A 16,672-nucleotide genomic window follows, 5' to 3' on the forward strand; every position below is an offset into this window, starting at 1 on the left:
GATCTCAGAACCCCCAAATTTGGGGGGCAGGGGGGCCAGACCAGGCAATGTCGGGACAACTGCAAGATCTAAGCCAAGCAGCTTATTGGTGTAATAGCAAACTTAATTTGCCGAATGTTCACTTGTTTTCTCGAACTCCAACCCCATGTCCTACAGCAAATTTACTCTCAGCACAGTCACATCTCAATTTGACCTCGTCACTGATGAGACCCAGGACATATTTGCAAAGATACAGCCGGTAGAGCCTAGCAACCTACTGACAGCGGTCCTTAACGAACAACTACCATTGGCAAGTGCCATCAATACCGAGAAGGCTCGCTCCGAACTCATAATTATGCCTTTGTTAATAGAGGTGAGGCGACGATTGCAAAATCAAATTGCTATTTTCTCCGGCACATCTTTTGAAGTGGATCCTGCTCAAGGGTTAGAGGGGCGTTGCGATTTTATGCTGAGTCGATCGCCAGAGCAGTACTATATTGCGGCCCCAATTCTTACAATTATTGAAGCCAAAAACGAGAATATTCCTAGTGGGTTAGGGCAATGTATTGCCACTATGCTGGCAGCCCGACTGTTTAATGAACGAGCAGGCAAAGCTATAGACACTATCTATGGAGCTGTTACCACCGGCAGCGATTGGAAGTTTTTGAAATTGTCCGGTGACACAGCTTTTATTGATATCAATAACTACTTCATTAAGGAGGTTGATAAAATTTTGGGGATTTTAGTATCAACCCTTCAGCTTGACACTGCATTAGCCTAGACAACTCAGGCCGCCTATCAGAAACGGGGCGTATGCCATACGCCCCACAGAATATCGCCAAAGCTTTAAGTCGCTTTTAGGCCGCTAGCATATCCTCTTCGGGAAGATGCACTTTAGATAGCCAGTTCTTCAGGTTCTGACCTTCGATCACCTCATTGTCGAGCAGCTGCTCAGTGATCTTTTCCATCAGGTCACGGTTAGCTTTCAGAATGCCTAGCGCTCGCTGGTGCCCTTCCTCAACAATTCCTTTGACCTCGCGGTCAATTTCCTTGGCTGTCTCGGCACTAACAATTCTCCGAGGATTCGGCATCATGCCGTTATCTAGGAAGTTATTTTGATTGCCACGGTCATACGCAAGCGGTCCTAACACCTTGCTCATGCCATAGGTCGTCACCATCTGCTCGGCTAAGTCGGTTGCTCTTTGCAGGTCATTAGCGGCACCTGTCGTGATGCTGCCAAAGACCGTTTCTTCAGCTGAGCGACCGCCTAATAGAGTGGCAATTTGCCCCTTTAGTTCTGCTTCATTCCGCAGAAAGCGATCTTCCGTCGGTAGCTGAAGCGTATAGCCCAAAGCAGCCATGCCTCGGGGAATGATAGAGATCTTGGCAACCTGATCGGTGCCAGGCATCACAGCCCCAACAATCGCATGCCCTACCTCGTGGTAGGCAACAATCTTTTTCTCAGAATCATTGAGGACGCGGCTCTTTTTCTCTAATCCAGCTACAACCCGCTCGATCGCTTCTGAAAAGTCCGATTGCTCAACGGCGTTATGGTTATTGCGAGCCGCCAATAGTGCAGCTTCGTTGACTAAATTGGCTAGGTCAGCACCGGCAAAGCCAGGTGTCCGAGTAGCGATCGCCTTGAGATCAATCTCTGGCGACAGTTTCACATCCTGGGCATGAATGTTTAGGATTGCCTCGCGGCCTTTGAGGTCTGGACGATCAACCAGGACTTGTCGGTCGAAGCGACCAGGGCGCAATAAAGCCGGATCAAGGGTCTCGGGACGGTTGGTTGCTGCCAACACGATGACTGTCGTGTCTCCAGCACTGAAGCCATCCAGCTCTGTTAATAGCTGGTTTAGCGTTTGCTCGCGCTCGTCATTGCCGCCGTAAAATCCGCCTGAACTCCGAGACTTGCCAATTGCGTCCAGCTCATCGATAAACACGATACAGGGAGCCTGCTTCTTAGCCTGCTCAAACAAATCTCGTACCCGAGACGAGCCTACCCCGACAAATAGTTCTACGAACTCTGATCCCGAAATGCTGAAGAACGGCACACCTGCTTCCCCAGCGACTGCTTTTGCCAACAGTGTTTTGCCCGTTCCAGGGGGGCCTACTAGCAATACCCCTTTGGGAATCTTGGCACCGAGTTGGGTAAAGCGCTTGGGTGTCTTGAGGAAATCTACAATTTCGACTAGTTCGGCTTTGGCCTCTTCTACGCCCGCAACATCTTCAAAGGTAGTCTTGGTTGATTCGTCCTCTACGTAGGTCTTGGCTCGGCTTTTGCCAATAGAAAGGGCACCCTGAGCGCCACCACTCCGCGCTATGAAAAATCGCCAAACCGCTACAAAGATGAGAGGTGGGATGACCCAACTCAGTAAGCTAGTGAACCAACGATTTTGGGGTGGTGGCACGGCAGCGAATTCAACACCGTTGGCTTCCAGAACGCGAGGAAGCTGCAAGTCGAAAATAGGAGTCGTTTCATAGACCTGACCAGGTTCGCCGTCTTCTCCTTGTAGCTGATAGCGAATTGTTTCTTGCCCTACAGAAGCCCGAACAACCTCTTGGTCTTGTACTCGATGAATGAACATGCTGTAAGGTTCACGCGGTACAGACGGACCGAAAAGGCTGGGAAACAGCAAATTAACAACCAAAAACCCTGTACTAATCAAAAACAGAAGATTGATGATTTGCCGTGACCGAGGGGGCTGAGGGTCTTTTTTGACAGGCATGTCACACTCCTTGGCAGCAGAATTACGAAAACGAAAGGTGAACTATTCAGAGAGGAAAAGTCACATAGGACTCACACAAACGCGCTATTAGATACCTCCAGTTAATGCAAAATTAATGTCCACCACCTGTAGACACTCTGGGTAGCCTTGGGAGCATCGAGAGTTGGCATAGTTGATCTCAAAAGGCTGACATCGTTCCTACGCTGCTGTGGTTGAACACTGGTGTAGGCGGACAAGACGTCTGATGCGATATGCTCCTAGCTACGTTGTTCTCTAAATACCCTTTCATCTTGCCAATGGGAAAACCCCCCTCTCAGGGCAGAAACCGCCCTACTTCAGTCGCAAAATCCGAAAGTCGTCGTTTATTTCGCTCCGGTTTAGGAACAATTTCAGGAAGCTTAAATCGCTGGCGATTCTGGCGATCGCCCTGGGGATGGGTGCTGATAGGGGGGGTATTGATGGGTCTCACGCCGGCCCCAACCAACCTCTGGCCGCTGGCGTGGATTGCGCTGGTCCCCTTGTGGCGTGCGGTTGTAGATCCACTACAGCCGCGTTCGGGCTGGACACGGTTTCAATTAGGAGCCTTGTGGAGTGGTATCTACCATGGCATCGTGCTGTCCTGGATCACACATCTACATCCGCTGACATGGATGGGCGTGCCGTGGCTAGCGAGCATTGCGATCGCCTTGTTTGCTTGGGGATTTATCACTGGGTTAGGGACAGTCACTTTTGGTTTGTGGGCTGTCCTGATAGGGTGGCTCAGCGATCGCAGGGCACTAGGCGTAGCAGGACGCCTCTTAGTGGGAACAGCACTCTGGTGTTTCCTGGAGACCGTCTTGAGCTGGGGACCTCTGGCATGGCCGTTTTTGGCGTTTACCCAGAGTCCCCACAATCTTGGCGTCTTACATTTGGGGCAGCTAGCTGGTCCCATGACAGTCACAGCAGCTATTGTGGCTGTCAATGGTGCTTGGGCAGAAGCGAGCTTAGGCTACGCAAGATATCCGGCCCAAGGGTGGTCCTGGCGCTGGCAGCCCTTCCTGGGGGGGCTTGTTCTGTTAGTGGGTGTTCATGGACTGGGCGGCATTCTATACAGCCAACCGCTAGCTGAACCCGCTGCTGCCAGTTTGAAAATTGGTCTCATTCAGGGCAATGTTCCAACCCGTGTGAAGCTCACGCCAGCTGGGACTCGTCAGGCGATCGCGGCCTATACCGATGGATATAAAAATTTGGTTGCGCAGGGAGCAGATGCAGTTCTCACACCGGAGGGCGCGATTCCTGAAGTTTGGATACAAAACCGTCAAATTCGGAGTCCAATCCGGCAGGCAGTGATTCAGGAAGGGGTAGTGCTATGGCTCGGTACGTTTCGCCCAGTTGCAGACCAGTTCTCTCGTGACCTACACCAAAGCCTAGTCAACTTAGACGTTCGGGGACAGGTCACTAGCCAGTACAACAAAGTCAAGCTAGTTCCTTTAGGGGAATACATTCCCCTGGAATCTCTTCTCGGGCGACTAATCTCCCGTCTGTCTCCTGTCAGCAGCAGTTTAAAACCAGGAAGGTTTGATCAGGTTTTTGAGACGCCCTTTGGACAAGCGGTGATTGGCATCTGTTACGAATCTGCTTATAGCAACTTATTCCGCCTGCAAACTGCTCATGGAGGCGAGTGGATTATGACGGCTTCGAACAACGATCCCTACCCTCCTCGAATGATGATGCAGCACCATGCTCAGGATGTAATGCGGGCTATCGAGAGCGATCGCTGGTCAGTCAGAGTAACCAACACAGGAATTTCTGGTTTGGTGTCCCCCCGTGGAGCGACTCTGTGGCTTTCTTCACCCAATCAGTACGGGACCTATTTAGCGCAGATTTATAAACGCCAAACGCAAACGCTATACGTTCGATGGGGCAACTGGCTCACCTATGGGTTACTGCTAGCCGGAGGAGTGACCAGTCTGAGTAGTGTCCGCAAAGAGGCTTCGGCAACTCAAATAAGCCTAAACTAACTCTTCAGGTAGTTGGCAGCGATATCATGCCGCGACTATGATTGTTATCGGGATTATTTGTAGAAACTTTACGAAATCAAAACACTTCTGCAATATTTCTTGGAGTATTCACTGAATACTTGAATTCAGACTGTACTCAGGGTGTAAGTCAGTTGTTCTTAATCAAGATTTTGAGGATATGACCTCAGCGTATGCCCTCAAGGGTGATCACTTCATTCACTACCAATTGAAGCAAGAGGTAGGCTATATCAAGCTTCGACTATGGGAACCGCCAGGGTCTTCCAGTGGTCGACAGACCTCTAATTTGCCGTATCTCTACGCTGCCAACCTCACTTTCGGCACACTGAGAGAAGCTGAAGCTTTTTTGCATGACCATCTGCTCACCAATGGAGCACTTGACGTACCGGATACCAATTTTCCCCAAGAGGGGCAAATAGAAATCTTGCCTTACCCAACTTGGGGAATGTCATTGACTTGAAGGCCGTCAACGTGGAATGTACCCTGCTTAAGCCATAGTGCTAAGCAAATATGGGCCTCGCCCTCTTATAGAGCTAGCCCATTAGGAGATTTCTGAAAATAAAATACCTGGCTGTGGTGTACTGTGCTGCGCTGGTGACACCCTACCAGCGATAAATTCTTTTCTAGAGGTCCCCTGATTACAGTATGGAGATGGCGATCGCAGCCAATAGGGCGGTAATTCCGTAGAAAGCACCTACCACTTGCAGCTCTGACCATCCAGAAAGCTCAAAATGGTGATGCAGGGGAGCCATTCGGAAAAATCGCTTGCCAACACCGTCCGGTCCTTTCGTAACTTTGTAATAAGTCACCTGAATGATGACGGATAGGGTCTCAGCGAAAAAGAGCAGCGTCACAATCAGGAGGCCGAACAGGTTTCCACTCAAAATGCCAACCGCAGCCAGCGCACCACCAAGCGCCAATGACCCAGTGTCTCCCATAAAGACCTTAGCGGGATTGCTGTTGTGGACCAAAAAGCCTAAACAGGCGCCACTCATAGCGCCGCAAAACACCATTAGCTCTGGATGAGTCGGGGCGATGAGTGCACCTAGTCCTAACAATGCGATCGCGGCTGTGCCACCAAGCAACCCATCCAAGCCGTCCGTTAGATTAGTTGCATTGCTCTCCGCAACCAATACGAACCCTGCGAGGGGCCAAAACAGAATGCCTAAAGGCAGCATCAACCCAAAGGGCAGCGATAACTGAGTGACAGTCACTGGTTGAGTTAGCATCACCCACAGGCAAAAGGCGATCGCAAAACTAATTTGCAATACCAGCTTCATGCGAGGAGAGATGCCCTTGTTGGACTTACGACGTAGGACTTGCCAATCGTCCAACCAGCCAATAAAACCGTAGGCCAGCGTCAGAAAACTAGTCGCCATCACCAGCGGCGAAAAGCCAGAAAACGCGATGGCAAAAACGACCCCTAGAGGCACAAAGAAAACGCCGCCCATTGTTGGAGTGCCCGCTTTCTTGAGATGCGCTTTGGGGCCCTCCTCGCGAATGAATTGACCTGTTTTTAGCGCTCGCAAGATAGGCAAAGCAAGAAATCCGGCGATCGCTGTCATCCCCCAAACACAAACCAAGGGACTGGTGAGCGACTGTAGCTCTCCTAAACGACCCGCAACAGCATCCAAGACTATGCTGCCGAGTAACAAACTTGTGCTAACTAAAAGCAGTAACGCTCTGCCTGAGGGTGCAATTGACCTCAGGGGCTTATTCGACAAAAACTTGGCATCCACAACGACCTTAACTCCTCACACTGACCCTTACACCACACCACTAGGGTCTCTCAGATGCACCCTAAAGGTCTTTGACACATTTCACAAGTCCAGATGACTACTAATCGTCATCATCGAGACTTAGATCGTCGTCGTCATCATCGTCAACATCGAAACTCTTATCAGAGTCTCCCATCAGATCATCAATTTCTTCGCTTTCTTCCTCGGCGGTGACGGGGACAACAACTTCCCGTGCCTTCAGCCGACCTGTGCCTTCTAGCCAGGTCAAAATAGAAGGCTCTTGTTGAGTCGGCAATACATCAGCCGTTTGGTTGCGAGGAATGATTCGGAGAGAAGGGTTATACGTCATAAAGAACTCAATCTTAAAAAAGTTGGGATTTTACCGGATCGCTGTGACCAAGTCATTGGACAGATGCACGCCACAAGTCGTGACTGATATTCTATCTATAACAAGATCTGCGTCGAGAGCATCCCTTTCGAGTTTACCACTGGGAGTTTTAACCGAGAAACTGAAAGTTGTCAATTAAAACTCACGTAAGCTTACAGTTATTCCGGTAACTGAAGACGAAATTTACAAATCCTTACTGGCAACCCTAGTTGGACAAGGCAGATGTTGGGCAAAACCGAACTGTTAGAGGCGATCGCATCCACCAATCGAGGGCTTTTGGCATCAGATACGGACCGCCAAGCGATCCAAAGTCTGATTGCTCGTTTAGAAGACCGCAGTCCCCATGTTCAGCCTCTGGAGGCGACTGAGCAGCTGAACGGCGTGTGGCGGCTACTTTATACCAATAGTCGTGACCTTTTGGGTATTGACAATATTCCCTTTTACAAGCTCGGGCAGATCTATCAGTGCGTTTATTTGAACGAAGCCCGAATTTATAACGTAGCTGAAGTGGTTGGACTCCCTCAGCTTGAAGGTCTCGTTTCCGTAGCGGCTCGCTTTGAAGCCGTCTCTCAAAAGCGGGTAAATGTGGCCTTTGAAAGAGCGGTCTTAGGATTGCAGCGTTTGCTGGGATATCGGAATCCTGGATCTTTTATTCAAACACTACAGCTTCAAGGAAAGCTGCCGTTTTGGCAGGGGATTGATTTTCAAATCAATAGCGATCGTCAGTCCGGTTGGCTGGAGATCACCTATTTAGATGATGATCTCCGTATTGGTCGCGGTAATCAGGGCAGTCTGTTTGTCTTACGCAAAGTGCCTTAGGGGATCTCCAGAAAAGAATTTACCGCTGGTAGGGTGTCATTAGCGCAGCGTCATGCACCACGGTCGGATATTTCTATTTTCAGAAATCTCCTTAGCGTTCTGATGGTCAGAGAGTGCGATAGACCCGATAGTTGATGTTGGGGAAGATATTATCGATCGCCTCAACTTTGGCGAGCCAACCCGAATCGATTTTTTCCTGGTTGAGGTCTTCCCAGAGTTTGGTAAAGCGAGCTAGGTGAGACCGAGTTCGTCGTACAGCATAAGGCACCATCGTTCCCGTTCGCATAATAAACGCCCAGTCAGACGACTGAGCCAAAAGGAGTTCTCGGGCAGCCTGATTTAACGCTCGCCATTCCAGTTCGTCAGCAGGTTCTTGTTTGGCCAAGTCGATCATTCGCTCAGCTGCTTTATGGAGGTGGGGATAGATCCAAGCGTTCGTATCGTTGAGCCAATATTCATGAAAACCTTTATAGCCCCAGCTGGATTGAGAGGGACGCGCGACCTGCTGAGTTGGATTCTCAAGTAGATAGTCGGCTAAGTGCGTCATGTTATAAGTTCCTTGGTCAAACCAGGTCTTACGGAAGAGATAGTCTAGGAACCAAGGACCCTCGTACCACCAGTGACCAAACAGTTCCGCATCATAGGGAGACACGATGATGGGTGGACGGTGCATGATGTCATGTAGATGTTCAACTTGCCGTTCTCGATTGAACATGAAGTTGGACGCATGCTCTGCTGCTTTTTCTCTAGCCCAATAGGGGTCGTACCATTCTTTATCCGATAGTCCGAGTCCCTTACCTGTGATCTTGTGATACTTGATGCCCACATTTTTTCGTTGACCGTTTGGCATCACATAGGGCTTGATGTATTCATATTCAGCATCCCACCCTAGATCACGATAGAACTCTCGATATTCGGATGCGCCAGGATAGCCCACTTGAGAAGACCAGACCTGCTGAGATGATTCATGATCCCGACCGAATGCCGCAACCCCTGTCTCCGTATAAATAGGAGAATAGGAACCAAATCGAGGCCGAGGCCGAGCATAGAGAATACCGTGCCCATCCGTCAGAAAATAGCGCAACCCTGCATCTGCCAGCATTCGCTCAACCCCTTCGTAGTAGGCGCATTCCGGCAGCCAGATGCCATTAGGGGGGCGATCGAAATGTTCGGTGTAGCTTTCAACCGCAACTTGAATTTGGGCCCAGACCGCCTCTGGATACATCTTCATAAGCGGCAAATAGCCGTGAGTTGCACCGCAGGTAATGATTTCTAAGTTGTTACTGTCTTGAAATTGCTTGAATGCCTTGACTAGGTCGCGATCGTACTTTTCCCAGATGCGTCGAACATGATTGAACTCTTTGGCGTAGTGTTCGGCCAGATATTGTAAGTGACCATTGTGAACGTTGCGGTCAACCTCAAGCTCAATTAGTTCCTCTAGTTTAGTGAGGTGCTCGTCATATCGCTCCTGTAGAAGCGGATCCCGCAGCATCGCTACCAAAGGCGGCGTCATGCTCATGGTCAGCTTGAAGTCAACGCCGTCTTGCTTGAGTCCTTCAAACATCGTGATCAGCGGGACGTAAGTCTCGGTAATCGCCTCAAAGAGCCACTCTTCCTCAAGTACGAAGTCGCTTTCTGGGTGTCGAACGAAAGGAAGGTGTGCATGTAAAACGAGGGCGAGATATCCGATACTCATGACGGTTGCGTCTCTCTAACTGGACGTGTGGAGCAATATAAACGTTGAAGCTACTTCAGCTTTGGACAAATTGTAAAGCAAAGCTAAACCATCTACTGGTTTCTTGGACAACCGAAGTTGAATCTTGATGGAACGCGATCGCTATGCTGCGTCAAAGTAAGCCGCAGTGCCACGTTCACAAAAAGTAGAAAATCACGCTGCGTGGTCGCAAACTGTAGCAAAAAATAACATCAAGCTGAGCAGGCTATCAGACCGCATTCTCTGAAAAATCCTTGGCAATACTGCTAGCATTTTTGTAGTGAGTTTTTACAAAAGCCACTCTGTGACGAACAGTTTTTTGTGCGTGGCCCTCAGTTTTTGTGTTTTGCAAAAATCCCTCTCAAACTGTTCAGCATAGTGGTCTGTTCGTGTTTGCTGGACATCCCCAATTGCAGCAGCGGTAACAAAATTCTGTTTCAATTACGTTGAACTCTATCTTGAGTAGTCCATATTTGTATGCTTTAAGAAGAGTCGCAGAGAGTATTTCAAGTAAAATAAGAAATCGTATCTGAATTCTCATTTCAGGGGCGATGCTTAATCCGAGTATTTTTTGTTGTATCGTCTACCTTTTGTAATAGAGCAAACAATTACTAAATCTTTCATAAGGATCTGTTTAGCTATTAGTAGTTTGATAATGATAGTAGTGCGAGTGCTATAAGTTAATCTGGTAATACAGGCGTTTGTGAGCGAATCAACGTAGACCCTTAAAAATTCAATTAAAGGAGTATGGTGCAGGGGTTTCCCACAGTACTTGTAGTAGATGATGACAACGATTCGCGAAGCTTTCTGAACATTGCATTGCAAGCGGGAGCTTTTCAGGTGCTGGAGGCAGCGACTGGTATGGGCGGTTTGTCCATCGTCATGAATGAAGTTGTCGATATTGTTCTTTTGGATGCGGTTCTGCCTGATATTGATGGGTTTCGGTGCTGCGAGATTATGCATCAGCGCTTGCGCGATCGCTGCCCGCCAGTCTTGATGATTACCGCTCTGAGCGATGAAATTTCTGTCGAGAAAGCTTTTGAGGCCCAGGCTACCGATTTCATCACGAAACCGGTCCATCTCTCTGTCCTCCTGCACCGCATAAAACGTGTGCTGCAGGAACGTCAATTGCTTCGAGAACTAGAGTTAGCTAATTCATACTTGCAGCACATTTCTTCGACTGATGAACTGACTGGCTTATCCAATCGTCGGTTTTTTCAGGCCAATCTAAATAAAGAATGGAAAAGATTGGTTAGAGAACAAACCCCTTTAGGTGTTTTGCTTTGTGACTTAGATTATTTCAAGCAATACAACGATGCCTATGGACATTTAGAAGGCGATCGCTGTCTAAAGCAATTTGCGGCAATTCTTCGGTCATCCGTTGAACGTTCGACGGATTTAGTAGCCCGGTATGGTGGTGAGGAGTTTATCCTGCTATTGCCAAACACCTCTCTGGAAGGACTTAAAGTTATCGATCAGCGAATCCGCGCACAATTAACCCGTCAGGCAATTCCTCACTATCAGTCTCCAATTAGCCAGATTGTGACGTACAGTTCAGGTGGAACGGCGGTCATTCCGCAGATTTCCAGAGACCCTACAGATCTCATCGAAGAAGCGGATAAAGCTCTGTATGAAGCTAAGGATCTGGGGCGTAATCGTCTTATCATTCGAAATAGCATGAGTCTAGTCTAGATTGGCCTGACGACTCAGCTTACGAAGCGTTCGGTGCATTTCAGGTAAGCGGCTGAAGACGGCAGATGCTTTCAAAAAAGCTTTGTGGGGCAGCGCCGGAATGCCCGTGACAATTTCACCCGGTTTGACATCGCTGTGGATACCCGCTTTAGCCGTTGCGATCGCTCCTTTCCCAATCCTGGCCTGGTTCGAGATTCCTACTTGGCCCGCTAAAATCGCCTGATCTTCAACAGTGACGCCACCTGCCATACCGACTTGAGCCGCCATGACAACGCCTTGCCCAATCTCGCAGCCGTGAGCCACATGAACCAAGTTGTCAAGCTTCGTACCGCGTCGCACCCGAGTTTCACCCACTGCGGGGCGATCTACCGCTGAGTTGCAACCAATCTCGACGCCATCTTCCAAAACGGTAATGCCTGACTGCTCCATCTTTTCCCATCCGGCAGCTGTAGGAACGAAGCCAAACCCTTCTGAGCCAATCACAGCCCCGCTGTGAATCACACAGTCTGCACCGATTCGAGTCCGCTCGTGAATTACACAATTGGCATGAAGTACGGTGCGATCGCCGACAACCGCGTTGGGGTAGACCACCACGTTGGGATGAATACAGACACCAGTTCCCACCTTGGCTCCTGCTTGAATCACAGCATGGGCACCAATACTCACGTCGTCTCCAATTTGGGCTGCGGGATCAATGATGGCGGTTGAATGGATGCTGGGAGAAGGTTTGAATGGCTGATAAAACAGCGCGATCGCCCGGGCAAATCCCAAGCGGGGATCTGGTGTGCTGATCCAGGCAATGTTGCGATCGTTGGCATAGGCTTGGAGCGCTTCATTCTTCGGTAAAATTAGGGCGCTAGCTGCGGTCGTTTCGACGTACTTGGCAAACTTCTCACCTTCGATATAGCTCAGGGTCCCTGGCGCTGCCGTCTGCACCGCAGCAACCCCTGCAATATCGGGATCCCGATCCGGAAAGGCCGACAAACTTGATTCCTCAGTGATGCCGATAGCTTGGGCGATAGCGCTGAACTTCATACTGTTTTAAGTGAACAGGAGCTTCCTTACGCTACCAGAAACGCGACACACTCTACATGAGCTGTCTGTGGAAAGAAGTCCGCAGGTTGTACACGATTTAAGTGATAACCGCCTGCACGACAGAGCTTTTTGAGATCGCGGGCTAGTGTTGCTGGGTTGCAGCTCATGTAAGCAATTCGTTGCGGATGGAGCGAGATGAGGGCCTCTAGAACGTGATCATCGCAGCCTTTACGGGGTGGATCGAGCATGACAACATCAGGAACGCGGTCTTGCAAATGTAGCCTTACCTGAGGTAACAGTTCTGCTACTGTTCCCGCCTGAAATCGCACGTTGGCGATCCCGTTGAGCTCAGCATTTTCAGCCGCAATTTCAACAGCTTCGTCTTGGACTTCTAAACCTAAACAGAATTCTGCGCGTTGTGCGATCGGTAGTGTCAGCGTGCCAATGCCACAATAAGCATCGACAATGGCCTCAGTTCCTTGTAGTTGCAATTCATTCACAATGACGGCTAGTAGCCGCTCAGCCTGCTCTGTGTGAATTTGAAAGAAAGTGGTGGGATAAATATGAAAGGTCAGTTCCGCAAACTGTTCTTCCAAATAGGGCTGCCCTACAACATATCGCGTCTTTTTACCCCAGATCGCATTGCCTGACTTGCGATTCCGGTTGATACAAATTCCCGCCAGTTCTGGATAACGCTGTTTCCACTGGAGGCATTGCTCCTCCAAGCCCTCAAGTTCCCAGGTCGTACTGATCAGCGTCAGCAGCATTTGACCTGTGCGGCGGCCAATGCGGAGAGCCAGATGCCGCAGTGCACCTTCTCGGCTACTTTCGTCAAAAATAGACCACCCTCGCTGCTGAATATCCTGTTTGACTTCGGCTAGTAGCGGATCGAGGCGATCGTCCTGTACGGGACACTGATTCAAATTCACAATTTGATGAGTCCCCTTGCGGAAATAACCAGCCTTCACTTTGCCTTCTGGCGATCGCCCCAAAGGATAAGTTGCCTTATTGCGATAGTCCAAAGGGTGGTCCGCCGCCAGAATGGGATCAACTTGAACGTCAGCAAAACCGCCGATGCGTGTAAGAGCATCGGTAACCTGTTGCTGTTTAGCGGCAAGCTGCGCTTCATAGGTCACAGACTGCCACTGACAACCCCCGCACTTGTCCGCCACAATGCAGGCGGGTCGGATGCGATCGCTAGACGCTTGCAATATCTCCAATAGCTTGCCCCTGCCGAAAGACGGTTTCGTGAAAATCAGGCGGGTTTGGATGCGATCGCCTGGCACCGTATCGGGAACAAACACTACACGATTGTCCCAACGACCGACACCTTCACCACTGCTACTGAGATCAGTGATATCGAGTTCGAGGGTTTGCCCTTGTTGCCAGTGAATCATTGGGGTGACGAGTGAATAATGTAGATGGGTAGATGCAAGGAGAAAGAGAGTTTATCCTAGTTATTTGAATGGATGGCCTGCTTGACCAAAAATATCGTCTTCGGTGCTGACCGCTTTTTCAGCCTCATCAACGTAGCCGCTTTTGGCTTGGGGAAAGGCGTCACAGTAGGGAATGTAGGGTTTAATGTCTAGTACAGGAGTTTGGTCTAGAAGATCGATGCCTTCCACGTGAATAACACCAGCTTCAACTTTGAGAATGCGGGTAACGCTAAGGCTAATGGGGTTGGGTCTGTGCGGAGCACGGGTTGCCAGGGTGCCTCGACGTACTCTCGGACCACGAGGAGGCATGACGGTGGGATTCCAGTGATGGTTGAGATGAAGCCATGCAATCACCCATAAGTATTCAAACCCTTCTAAATCTTTTAGCGCGATCGCTGGCACGACATCTGGAAAGAGTTCGATACGGGCGATCGCGGGATTGTAGTCTGATGGCACGGTGGAGAGCTGAGACTGTCGTGGTGTTCCATGGCGCTCTGTATAGGGCGATCGTACGATCCCAATAGCCCTCAGCGTCACCTCACAGGGAAAATCAACTGCCTGACTGTAGTGCTTAGGAGGTCGTTTTGGCATCGTTTTAGCGGGCTATCTCCAAGAGCGTCTATGATTTTTCGCCAGATTGCTTCAATGCAAAATCAATGACGGTTTTGCTGAGGCGGATGCGATGATTAAGCATGTTATCGATAGCAGATTTGAGTGAGAAAGACGGGTTTTGTTGCTTGTCTTTAAGCAGCACTCCAATAGAGCCAGTCAAAGATAACCCACACAGCCGAGCTATGCGTCTGCCAGCAACAAGAGAGATTAACGGAGATGTATTAACGACAATTACCTTTGAGTCAGGCATTAGCAATATCAGACAACAGTTCGGCTTCGGTTAAATCAATCACTGGCACTCCATAGTCATCTAGCTTGAGCAGAAATGTGATTCGGTCTACGTTCAGAAGCCTAGCGGCCATACCGGAAGACAGTCGTTTCATTTCGAAGAGTTTTACAGCCATAGCCCACTTGGCTTCTTGTTCAAATTGCTCTTGAGTACGGCCAAGGGCATCTGGAAAAGTATCTGGATAATCAATAACTAACTGCAAAGACATCGTTTTTCTCTATGGTGTGTATAGCAGGTATTAGCATGAGACTAGATCGCAGCTGGTAGACAATCCTACGGGTGCTCTTAAACAGCCTTCTAACGTGTGGCCTGCTGACAGCGTCGTCATTCACCTCCCCTCATTATTATGGATATCCTGGTTGTTGAAGATGAGCTAGACATTGCCAATCTCATCAAGGTTTATCTGGAAAAGGAAGGTTTTACGGTTCATCTTTGTCGCGACGGGCAGCAGGCATTGCAAATGGCTCAGACCATTCAGCCAGATGTTGTTGTGCTGGACCTGATGCTGCCTGGACTGGATGGACTCGAAGTGTGTGCCCAAATCCGTCAGAAACCTGGGGACAAAGATCCTTACATCATGATGGTGACGGCTAAGGGGGAAGAACTGGATCGCATTATTGGTTTATCTACTGGGGCGGATGACTATTTGGTGAAGCCGTTTAGCCCAAGGGAGTTGGTCGCCAGGGTGAGGGCTTTGCTACGGCGTAGTCTACGGCAGGGGGGGCAAACACCCCAGTTTCAGAGTCCGCATTTTCAGCTCGATCCAACTCAGCGGCTAGCAACGCGATCGCTCCCAGATGGCACATCGGAACCCCTGTCTTTGACCACGCTAGAATTTGACCTATTGGCAACCTTTGTCAGCTACCCCGGTCGTGTATGGACACGCCCCCAGCTGATCGAAAAGCTTTGGGGCGAAGACTTTTATGGGGATGAGCGGATCGTAGACGCTCACATAGCTCGTCTACGAAAAAAGGTTGAACCGGACCCGGCTCAGCCAACCCATATCAAAACGGTGATTGGGGTAGGGTACAAGTTTGAGGACGAAGCTGATCCATCATGAGAAAGCCTAGCCTGCGAAGTCGTCTGTTTAGAGCACACCTGACTGTACTAGCGATCGGAATCATCACCCTAACAATTGTGGGCTGGCTATACACGCCACGACTCTTTATCCTGCGGCTACGGCGTATCCAAGGCAGCAATTTCCGCATGGCCCAAGTTCAAGGGCAACTCGTCGAAGTTTTTCAGTTTGCTTGGGGGCGTGGGATGTTGTGGGCGGCGCTGCTAGGAGGAATCTCAGCCAGTAGTTTGAGCTATTGGCTGTCTCAGCGCATTGTCGATCCGCTGTTAGAGATGGAAGGAATTACCCGCGCCTTTGCCTCGGGAGAACTGGACCGACGCCTGCCCGAGTATGAAATTCTGGAGCTGACTCAGTTGGCTAATAGCGTGAATCACATGGCGGCTGATATTCAGAGCGTGGAACAGCGGCGACGTGATTTGGTGAGTGACCTATCCCATGAGTTACGGACTCCGCTAACGATCCTGAAAGGTTATTTAGAAGGGCTTTCAGATGGAACTTTAGAGGCTGATCCTGCCATTTACGATCGCCTCATCCGCGAAACAGGACGACTTCAGCGGTTGGTAAATGATCTTCAAGAGCTATCCCAGCTAGAGTCAGGTTATTTATCCATCAACCCCCGACCTACAGATTTACACGATCTGCTGGCCTCTATCATGGCTCGGTTTACCGATCAACGTTTGCCGGATGATCCGGTCCAGTTGCGGTTGCACTATCCCAAAAAGCTCCCTTTGGTGCAAGCCGATGCAGAGCGTATTGAGCAGGTGATGGTCAATCTCCTCAGCAATGCGTTACGACATACGGAGGTCGGATATGTTCAAGTGAGGGTATGGTCGGAAGGGATGAAGGTTTGGGTGTCCGTGGAAGATACTGGCCCAGGCATTGCGCCAGAAGATGTCAATCATGTGTTTGACCGCTTCTGGCGAGCTGATCGCTCACGCGATCGCGCTTCCGGGGGCACAGGTATCGGATTAACCATTTGCCAGCGTTTAATCGACCTTCATGGTGGGCATATTGAAGTTGAGAGCATCGTCGGACAGGGCAGCATCTTTCGATTTTGGTTACCAATTGCGGGGACATCTGGCTCTCACGAAGCCAGATCACGCCCACTGCTAGAGAAAACCGTGTAACCTTGATATGAACA

16 protein-coding genes are annotated in these 16,672 nt (G+C 49.7%); 7 read left to right on the plus strand and 9 right to left on the minus strand.

What is annotated here, in order from left to right:
- Positions 1–145: 145 nt before the first annotated feature.
- Positions 146–760 carry a hypothetical protein gene (locus tag PN498_RS00300; RefSeq protein WP_272060665.1) on the plus strand — a complete coding sequence of 205 codons (615 nt, stop codon included), beginning with the start codon at positions 146–148 and terminating at the stop codon, positions 758–760.
- 76 nt (positions 761–836) lie between these two features.
- Here the strand turns inward: PN498_RS00300 and ftsH4 are convergent, their stop codons facing one another.
- Entirely contained in the window at positions 837–2,711 is a 1,875-nt protein-coding gene (gene ftsH4, locus PN498_RS00305) for an ATP-dependent zinc metalloprotease FtsH4 (RefSeq protein ID WP_272060666.1), read from the minus strand.
- Positions 2,712–3,007: 296 nt separating this feature from the next.
- Here ftsH4 and lnt point away from each other — a divergent pair, with 296 nt between their 5' ends.
- Together lnt and PN498_RS00315 are read left to right on the plus strand one after the other, a co-directional pair.
- Positions 3,008–4,711, plus strand: a complete 1,704-nt coding sequence (gene lnt, locus PN498_RS00310) for an apolipoprotein N-acyltransferase (RefSeq protein WP_272060667.1) — start codon at positions 3,008–3,010, stop codon at positions 4,709–4,711.
- A 178-nt stretch (positions 4,712–4,889) separates the two neighbouring features.
- Entirely contained in the window at positions 4,890–5,189 is a 300-nt protein-coding gene (locus tag PN498_RS00315) for a hypothetical protein (RefSeq protein ID WP_272060668.1), read from the plus strand.
- A gap of 178 nt (positions 5,190–5,367) precedes the next feature.
- On the opposite strand, the gene mraY is transcribed toward PN498_RS00315, so the two are convergent.
- The gene (gene mraY, locus PN498_RS00320) at positions 5,368–6,468 is read right to left on the minus strand and encodes a phospho-N-acetylmuramoyl-pentapeptide-transferase (protein ID WP_272060669.1); all 1,101 of its coding nucleotides are present in this window, start codon (positions 6,466–6,468) and stop codon (positions 5,368–5,370) included.
- A gap of 100 nt (positions 6,469–6,568) precedes the next feature.
- Positions 6,569–6,817 (minus strand): DUF3134 domain-containing protein, encoded by a 249-nt coding sequence (locus PN498_RS00325; protein WP_272060670.1) that lies wholly within the window; start codon positions 6,815–6,817, stop codon positions 6,569–6,571.
- A gap of 261 nt (positions 6,818–7,078) precedes the next feature.
- Between PN498_RS00325 and PN498_RS00330 the strand changes: the two genes are divergently transcribed.
- The gene (locus tag PN498_RS00330; RefSeq protein WP_272060671.1) at positions 7,079–7,675 is read left to right on the plus strand and encodes a PAP/fibrillin family protein; all 597 of its coding nucleotides are present in this window, start codon (positions 7,079–7,081) and stop codon (positions 7,673–7,675) included.
- A 106-nt stretch (positions 7,676–7,781) separates the two neighbouring features.
- On the opposite strand, the gene PN498_RS00335 is transcribed toward PN498_RS00330, so the two are convergent.
- The gene (locus tag PN498_RS00335) at positions 7,782–9,371 is read right to left on the minus strand and encodes a glycoside hydrolase family 57 protein (RefSeq protein ID WP_272060672.1); all 1,590 of its coding nucleotides are present in this window, start codon (positions 9,369–9,371) and stop codon (positions 7,782–7,784) included.
- Between the two features lie 765 nt (positions 9,372–10,136).
- On the opposite strand from PN498_RS00335, the gene PN498_RS00340 reads away from it, so the two are divergent.
- A complete protein-coding gene (locus tag PN498_RS00340) occupies positions 10,137–11,081 on the plus strand; it encodes a diguanylate cyclase domain-containing protein (protein ID WP_272060673.1) in 945 nt (314 codons plus the stop codon).
- Here PN498_RS00340 and lpxD read toward each other — a convergent pair.
- Genes lpxD through PN498_RS00365 form a run of 5 tightly spaced genes read right to left on the minus strand, consistent with a single transcriptional unit; the run spans position 11,073 to position 14,661 of the window.
- Positions 11,073–12,116, minus strand: coding sequence for a UDP-3-O-(3-hydroxymyristoyl)glucosamine N-acyltransferase (gene lpxD / locus PN498_RS00345; protein ID WP_272060674.1), 1,044 nt, complete (start codon positions 12,114–12,116; stop codon positions 11,073–11,075). The two genes, PN498_RS00340 and lpxD, sit on opposite strands and share 9 nt — an antisense overlap.
- Before the next feature lie 26 nt (positions 12,117–12,142).
- The gene (rlmD, locus tag PN498_RS00350; protein ID WP_272060675.1) at positions 12,143–13,513 is read right to left on the minus strand and encodes a 23S rRNA (uracil(1939)-C(5))-methyltransferase RlmD; all 1,371 of its coding nucleotides are present in this window, start codon (positions 13,511–13,513) and stop codon (positions 12,143–12,145) included.
- A 60-nt stretch (positions 13,514–13,573) separates the two neighbouring features.
- Positions 13,574–14,143, minus strand: coding sequence for a tRNA (N6-threonylcarbamoyladenosine(37)-N6)-methyltransferase TrmO (tsaA, locus tag PN498_RS00355; protein WP_272060676.1), 570 nt, complete (start codon positions 14,141–14,143; stop codon positions 13,574–13,576).
- A 28-nt stretch (positions 14,144–14,171) separates the two neighbouring features.
- Complete coding sequence (locus tag PN498_RS00360; protein ID WP_272060677.1) at positions 14,172–14,414, minus strand: DUF3368 domain-containing protein; 243 nt, start codon at positions 14,412–14,414, stop codon at positions 14,172–14,174.
- The gene (locus PN498_RS00365; RefSeq protein WP_272060678.1) at positions 14,407–14,661 is read right to left on the minus strand and encodes a UPF0175 family protein; all 255 of its coding nucleotides are present in this window, start codon (positions 14,659–14,661) and stop codon (positions 14,407–14,409) included. Before PN498_RS00365 ends, PN498_RS00360 begins: the two co-directional genes overlap by 8 nt.
- A 138-nt stretch (positions 14,662–14,799) precedes the next feature.
- On the opposite strand from PN498_RS00365, the gene PN498_RS00370 reads away from it, so the two are divergent.
- Together PN498_RS00370 and PN498_RS00375 are read left to right on the plus strand one after the other, a co-directional pair.
- A complete protein-coding gene (locus PN498_RS00370; RefSeq protein WP_272060679.1) occupies positions 14,800–15,513 on the plus strand; it encodes a response regulator transcription factor in 714 nt (237 codons plus the stop codon).
- On the plus strand, positions 15,510–16,658 hold the full coding sequence (locus tag PN498_RS00375) for a sensor histidine kinase (RefSeq protein ID WP_272060680.1): 1,149 nt from the start codon (positions 15,510–15,512) through the stop codon (positions 16,656–16,658). The genes PN498_RS00370 and PN498_RS00375 overlap by 4 nt, the downstream gene beginning before the upstream one ends.
- Positions 16,659–16,672: the final 14 nt, after the last annotated feature.

It is taken from the genome of Oscillatoria sp. CS-180, from assembly GCF_028330965.1.
GTDB lineage: Bacteria > Cyanobacteriota > Cyanobacteriia > Phormidesmidales > Phormidesmidaceae > Halomicronema.

Bases quoted from the DNA above. Each gene is read 5' to 3' on its own strand.
- PN498_RS00300 (WP_272060665.1), top strand. From the start codon at position 146: ATGTCCTACAGCAAATTTACTCTCAGCACAGTCACATCTCAATTTGAC.
- ftsH4 (WP_272060666.1), bottom strand. From the start codon at position 2,711: ATGCCTGTCAAAAAAGACCCTCAGCCCCCTCGGTCACGGCAAATCATC.
- lnt (WP_272060667.1), top strand. From the start codon at position 3,008: ATGGGAAAACCCCCCTCTCAGGGCAGAAACCGCCCTACTTCAGTCGCA.
- PN498_RS00315 (WP_272060668.1), top strand. From the start codon at position 4,890: ATGACCTCAGCGTATGCCCTCAAGGGTGATCACTTCATTCACTACCAA.
- PN498_RS00325 (WP_272060670.1), bottom strand. From the start codon at position 6,817: ATGACGTATAACCCTTCTCTCCGAATCATTCCTCGCAACCAAACGGCT.
- PN498_RS00330 (WP_272060671.1), top strand. From the start codon at position 7,079: ATGTTGGGCAAAACCGAACTGTTAGAGGCGATCGCATCCACCAATCGA.
- PN498_RS00335 (WP_272060672.1), bottom strand. From the start codon at position 9,371: ATGAGTATCGGATATCTCGCCCTCGTTTTACATGCACACCTTCCTTTC.
- PN498_RS00340 (WP_272060673.1), top strand. From the start codon at position 10,137: ATGGTGCAGGGGTTTCCCACAGTACTTGTAGTAGATGATGACAACGAT.
- lpxD (WP_272060674.1), bottom strand. From the start codon at position 12,116: ATGAAGTTCAGCGCTATCGCCCAAGCTATCGGCATCACTGAGGAATCA.
- rlmD (WP_272060675.1), bottom strand. From the start codon at position 13,513: ATGATTCACTGGCAACAAGGGCAAACCCTCGAACTCGATATCACTGAT.
- tsaA (WP_272060676.1), bottom strand. From the start codon at position 14,143: ATGCCAAAACGACCTCCTAAGCACTACAGTCAGGCAGTTGATTTTCCC.
- PN498_RS00360 (WP_272060677.1), bottom strand. From the start codon at position 14,414: ATGCCTGACTCAAAGGTAATTGTCGTTAATACATCTCCGTTAATCTCT.
- PN498_RS00365 (WP_272060678.1), bottom strand. From the start codon at position 14,661: ATGTCTTTGCAGTTAGTTATTGATTATCCAGATACTTTTCCAGATGCC.
- PN498_RS00370 (WP_272060679.1), top strand. From the start codon at position 14,800: ATGGATATCCTGGTTGTTGAAGATGAGCTAGACATTGCCAATCTCATC.
- PN498_RS00375 (WP_272060680.1), top strand. From the start codon at position 15,510: ATGAGAAAGCCTAGCCTGCGAAGTCGTCTGTTTAGAGCACACCTGACT.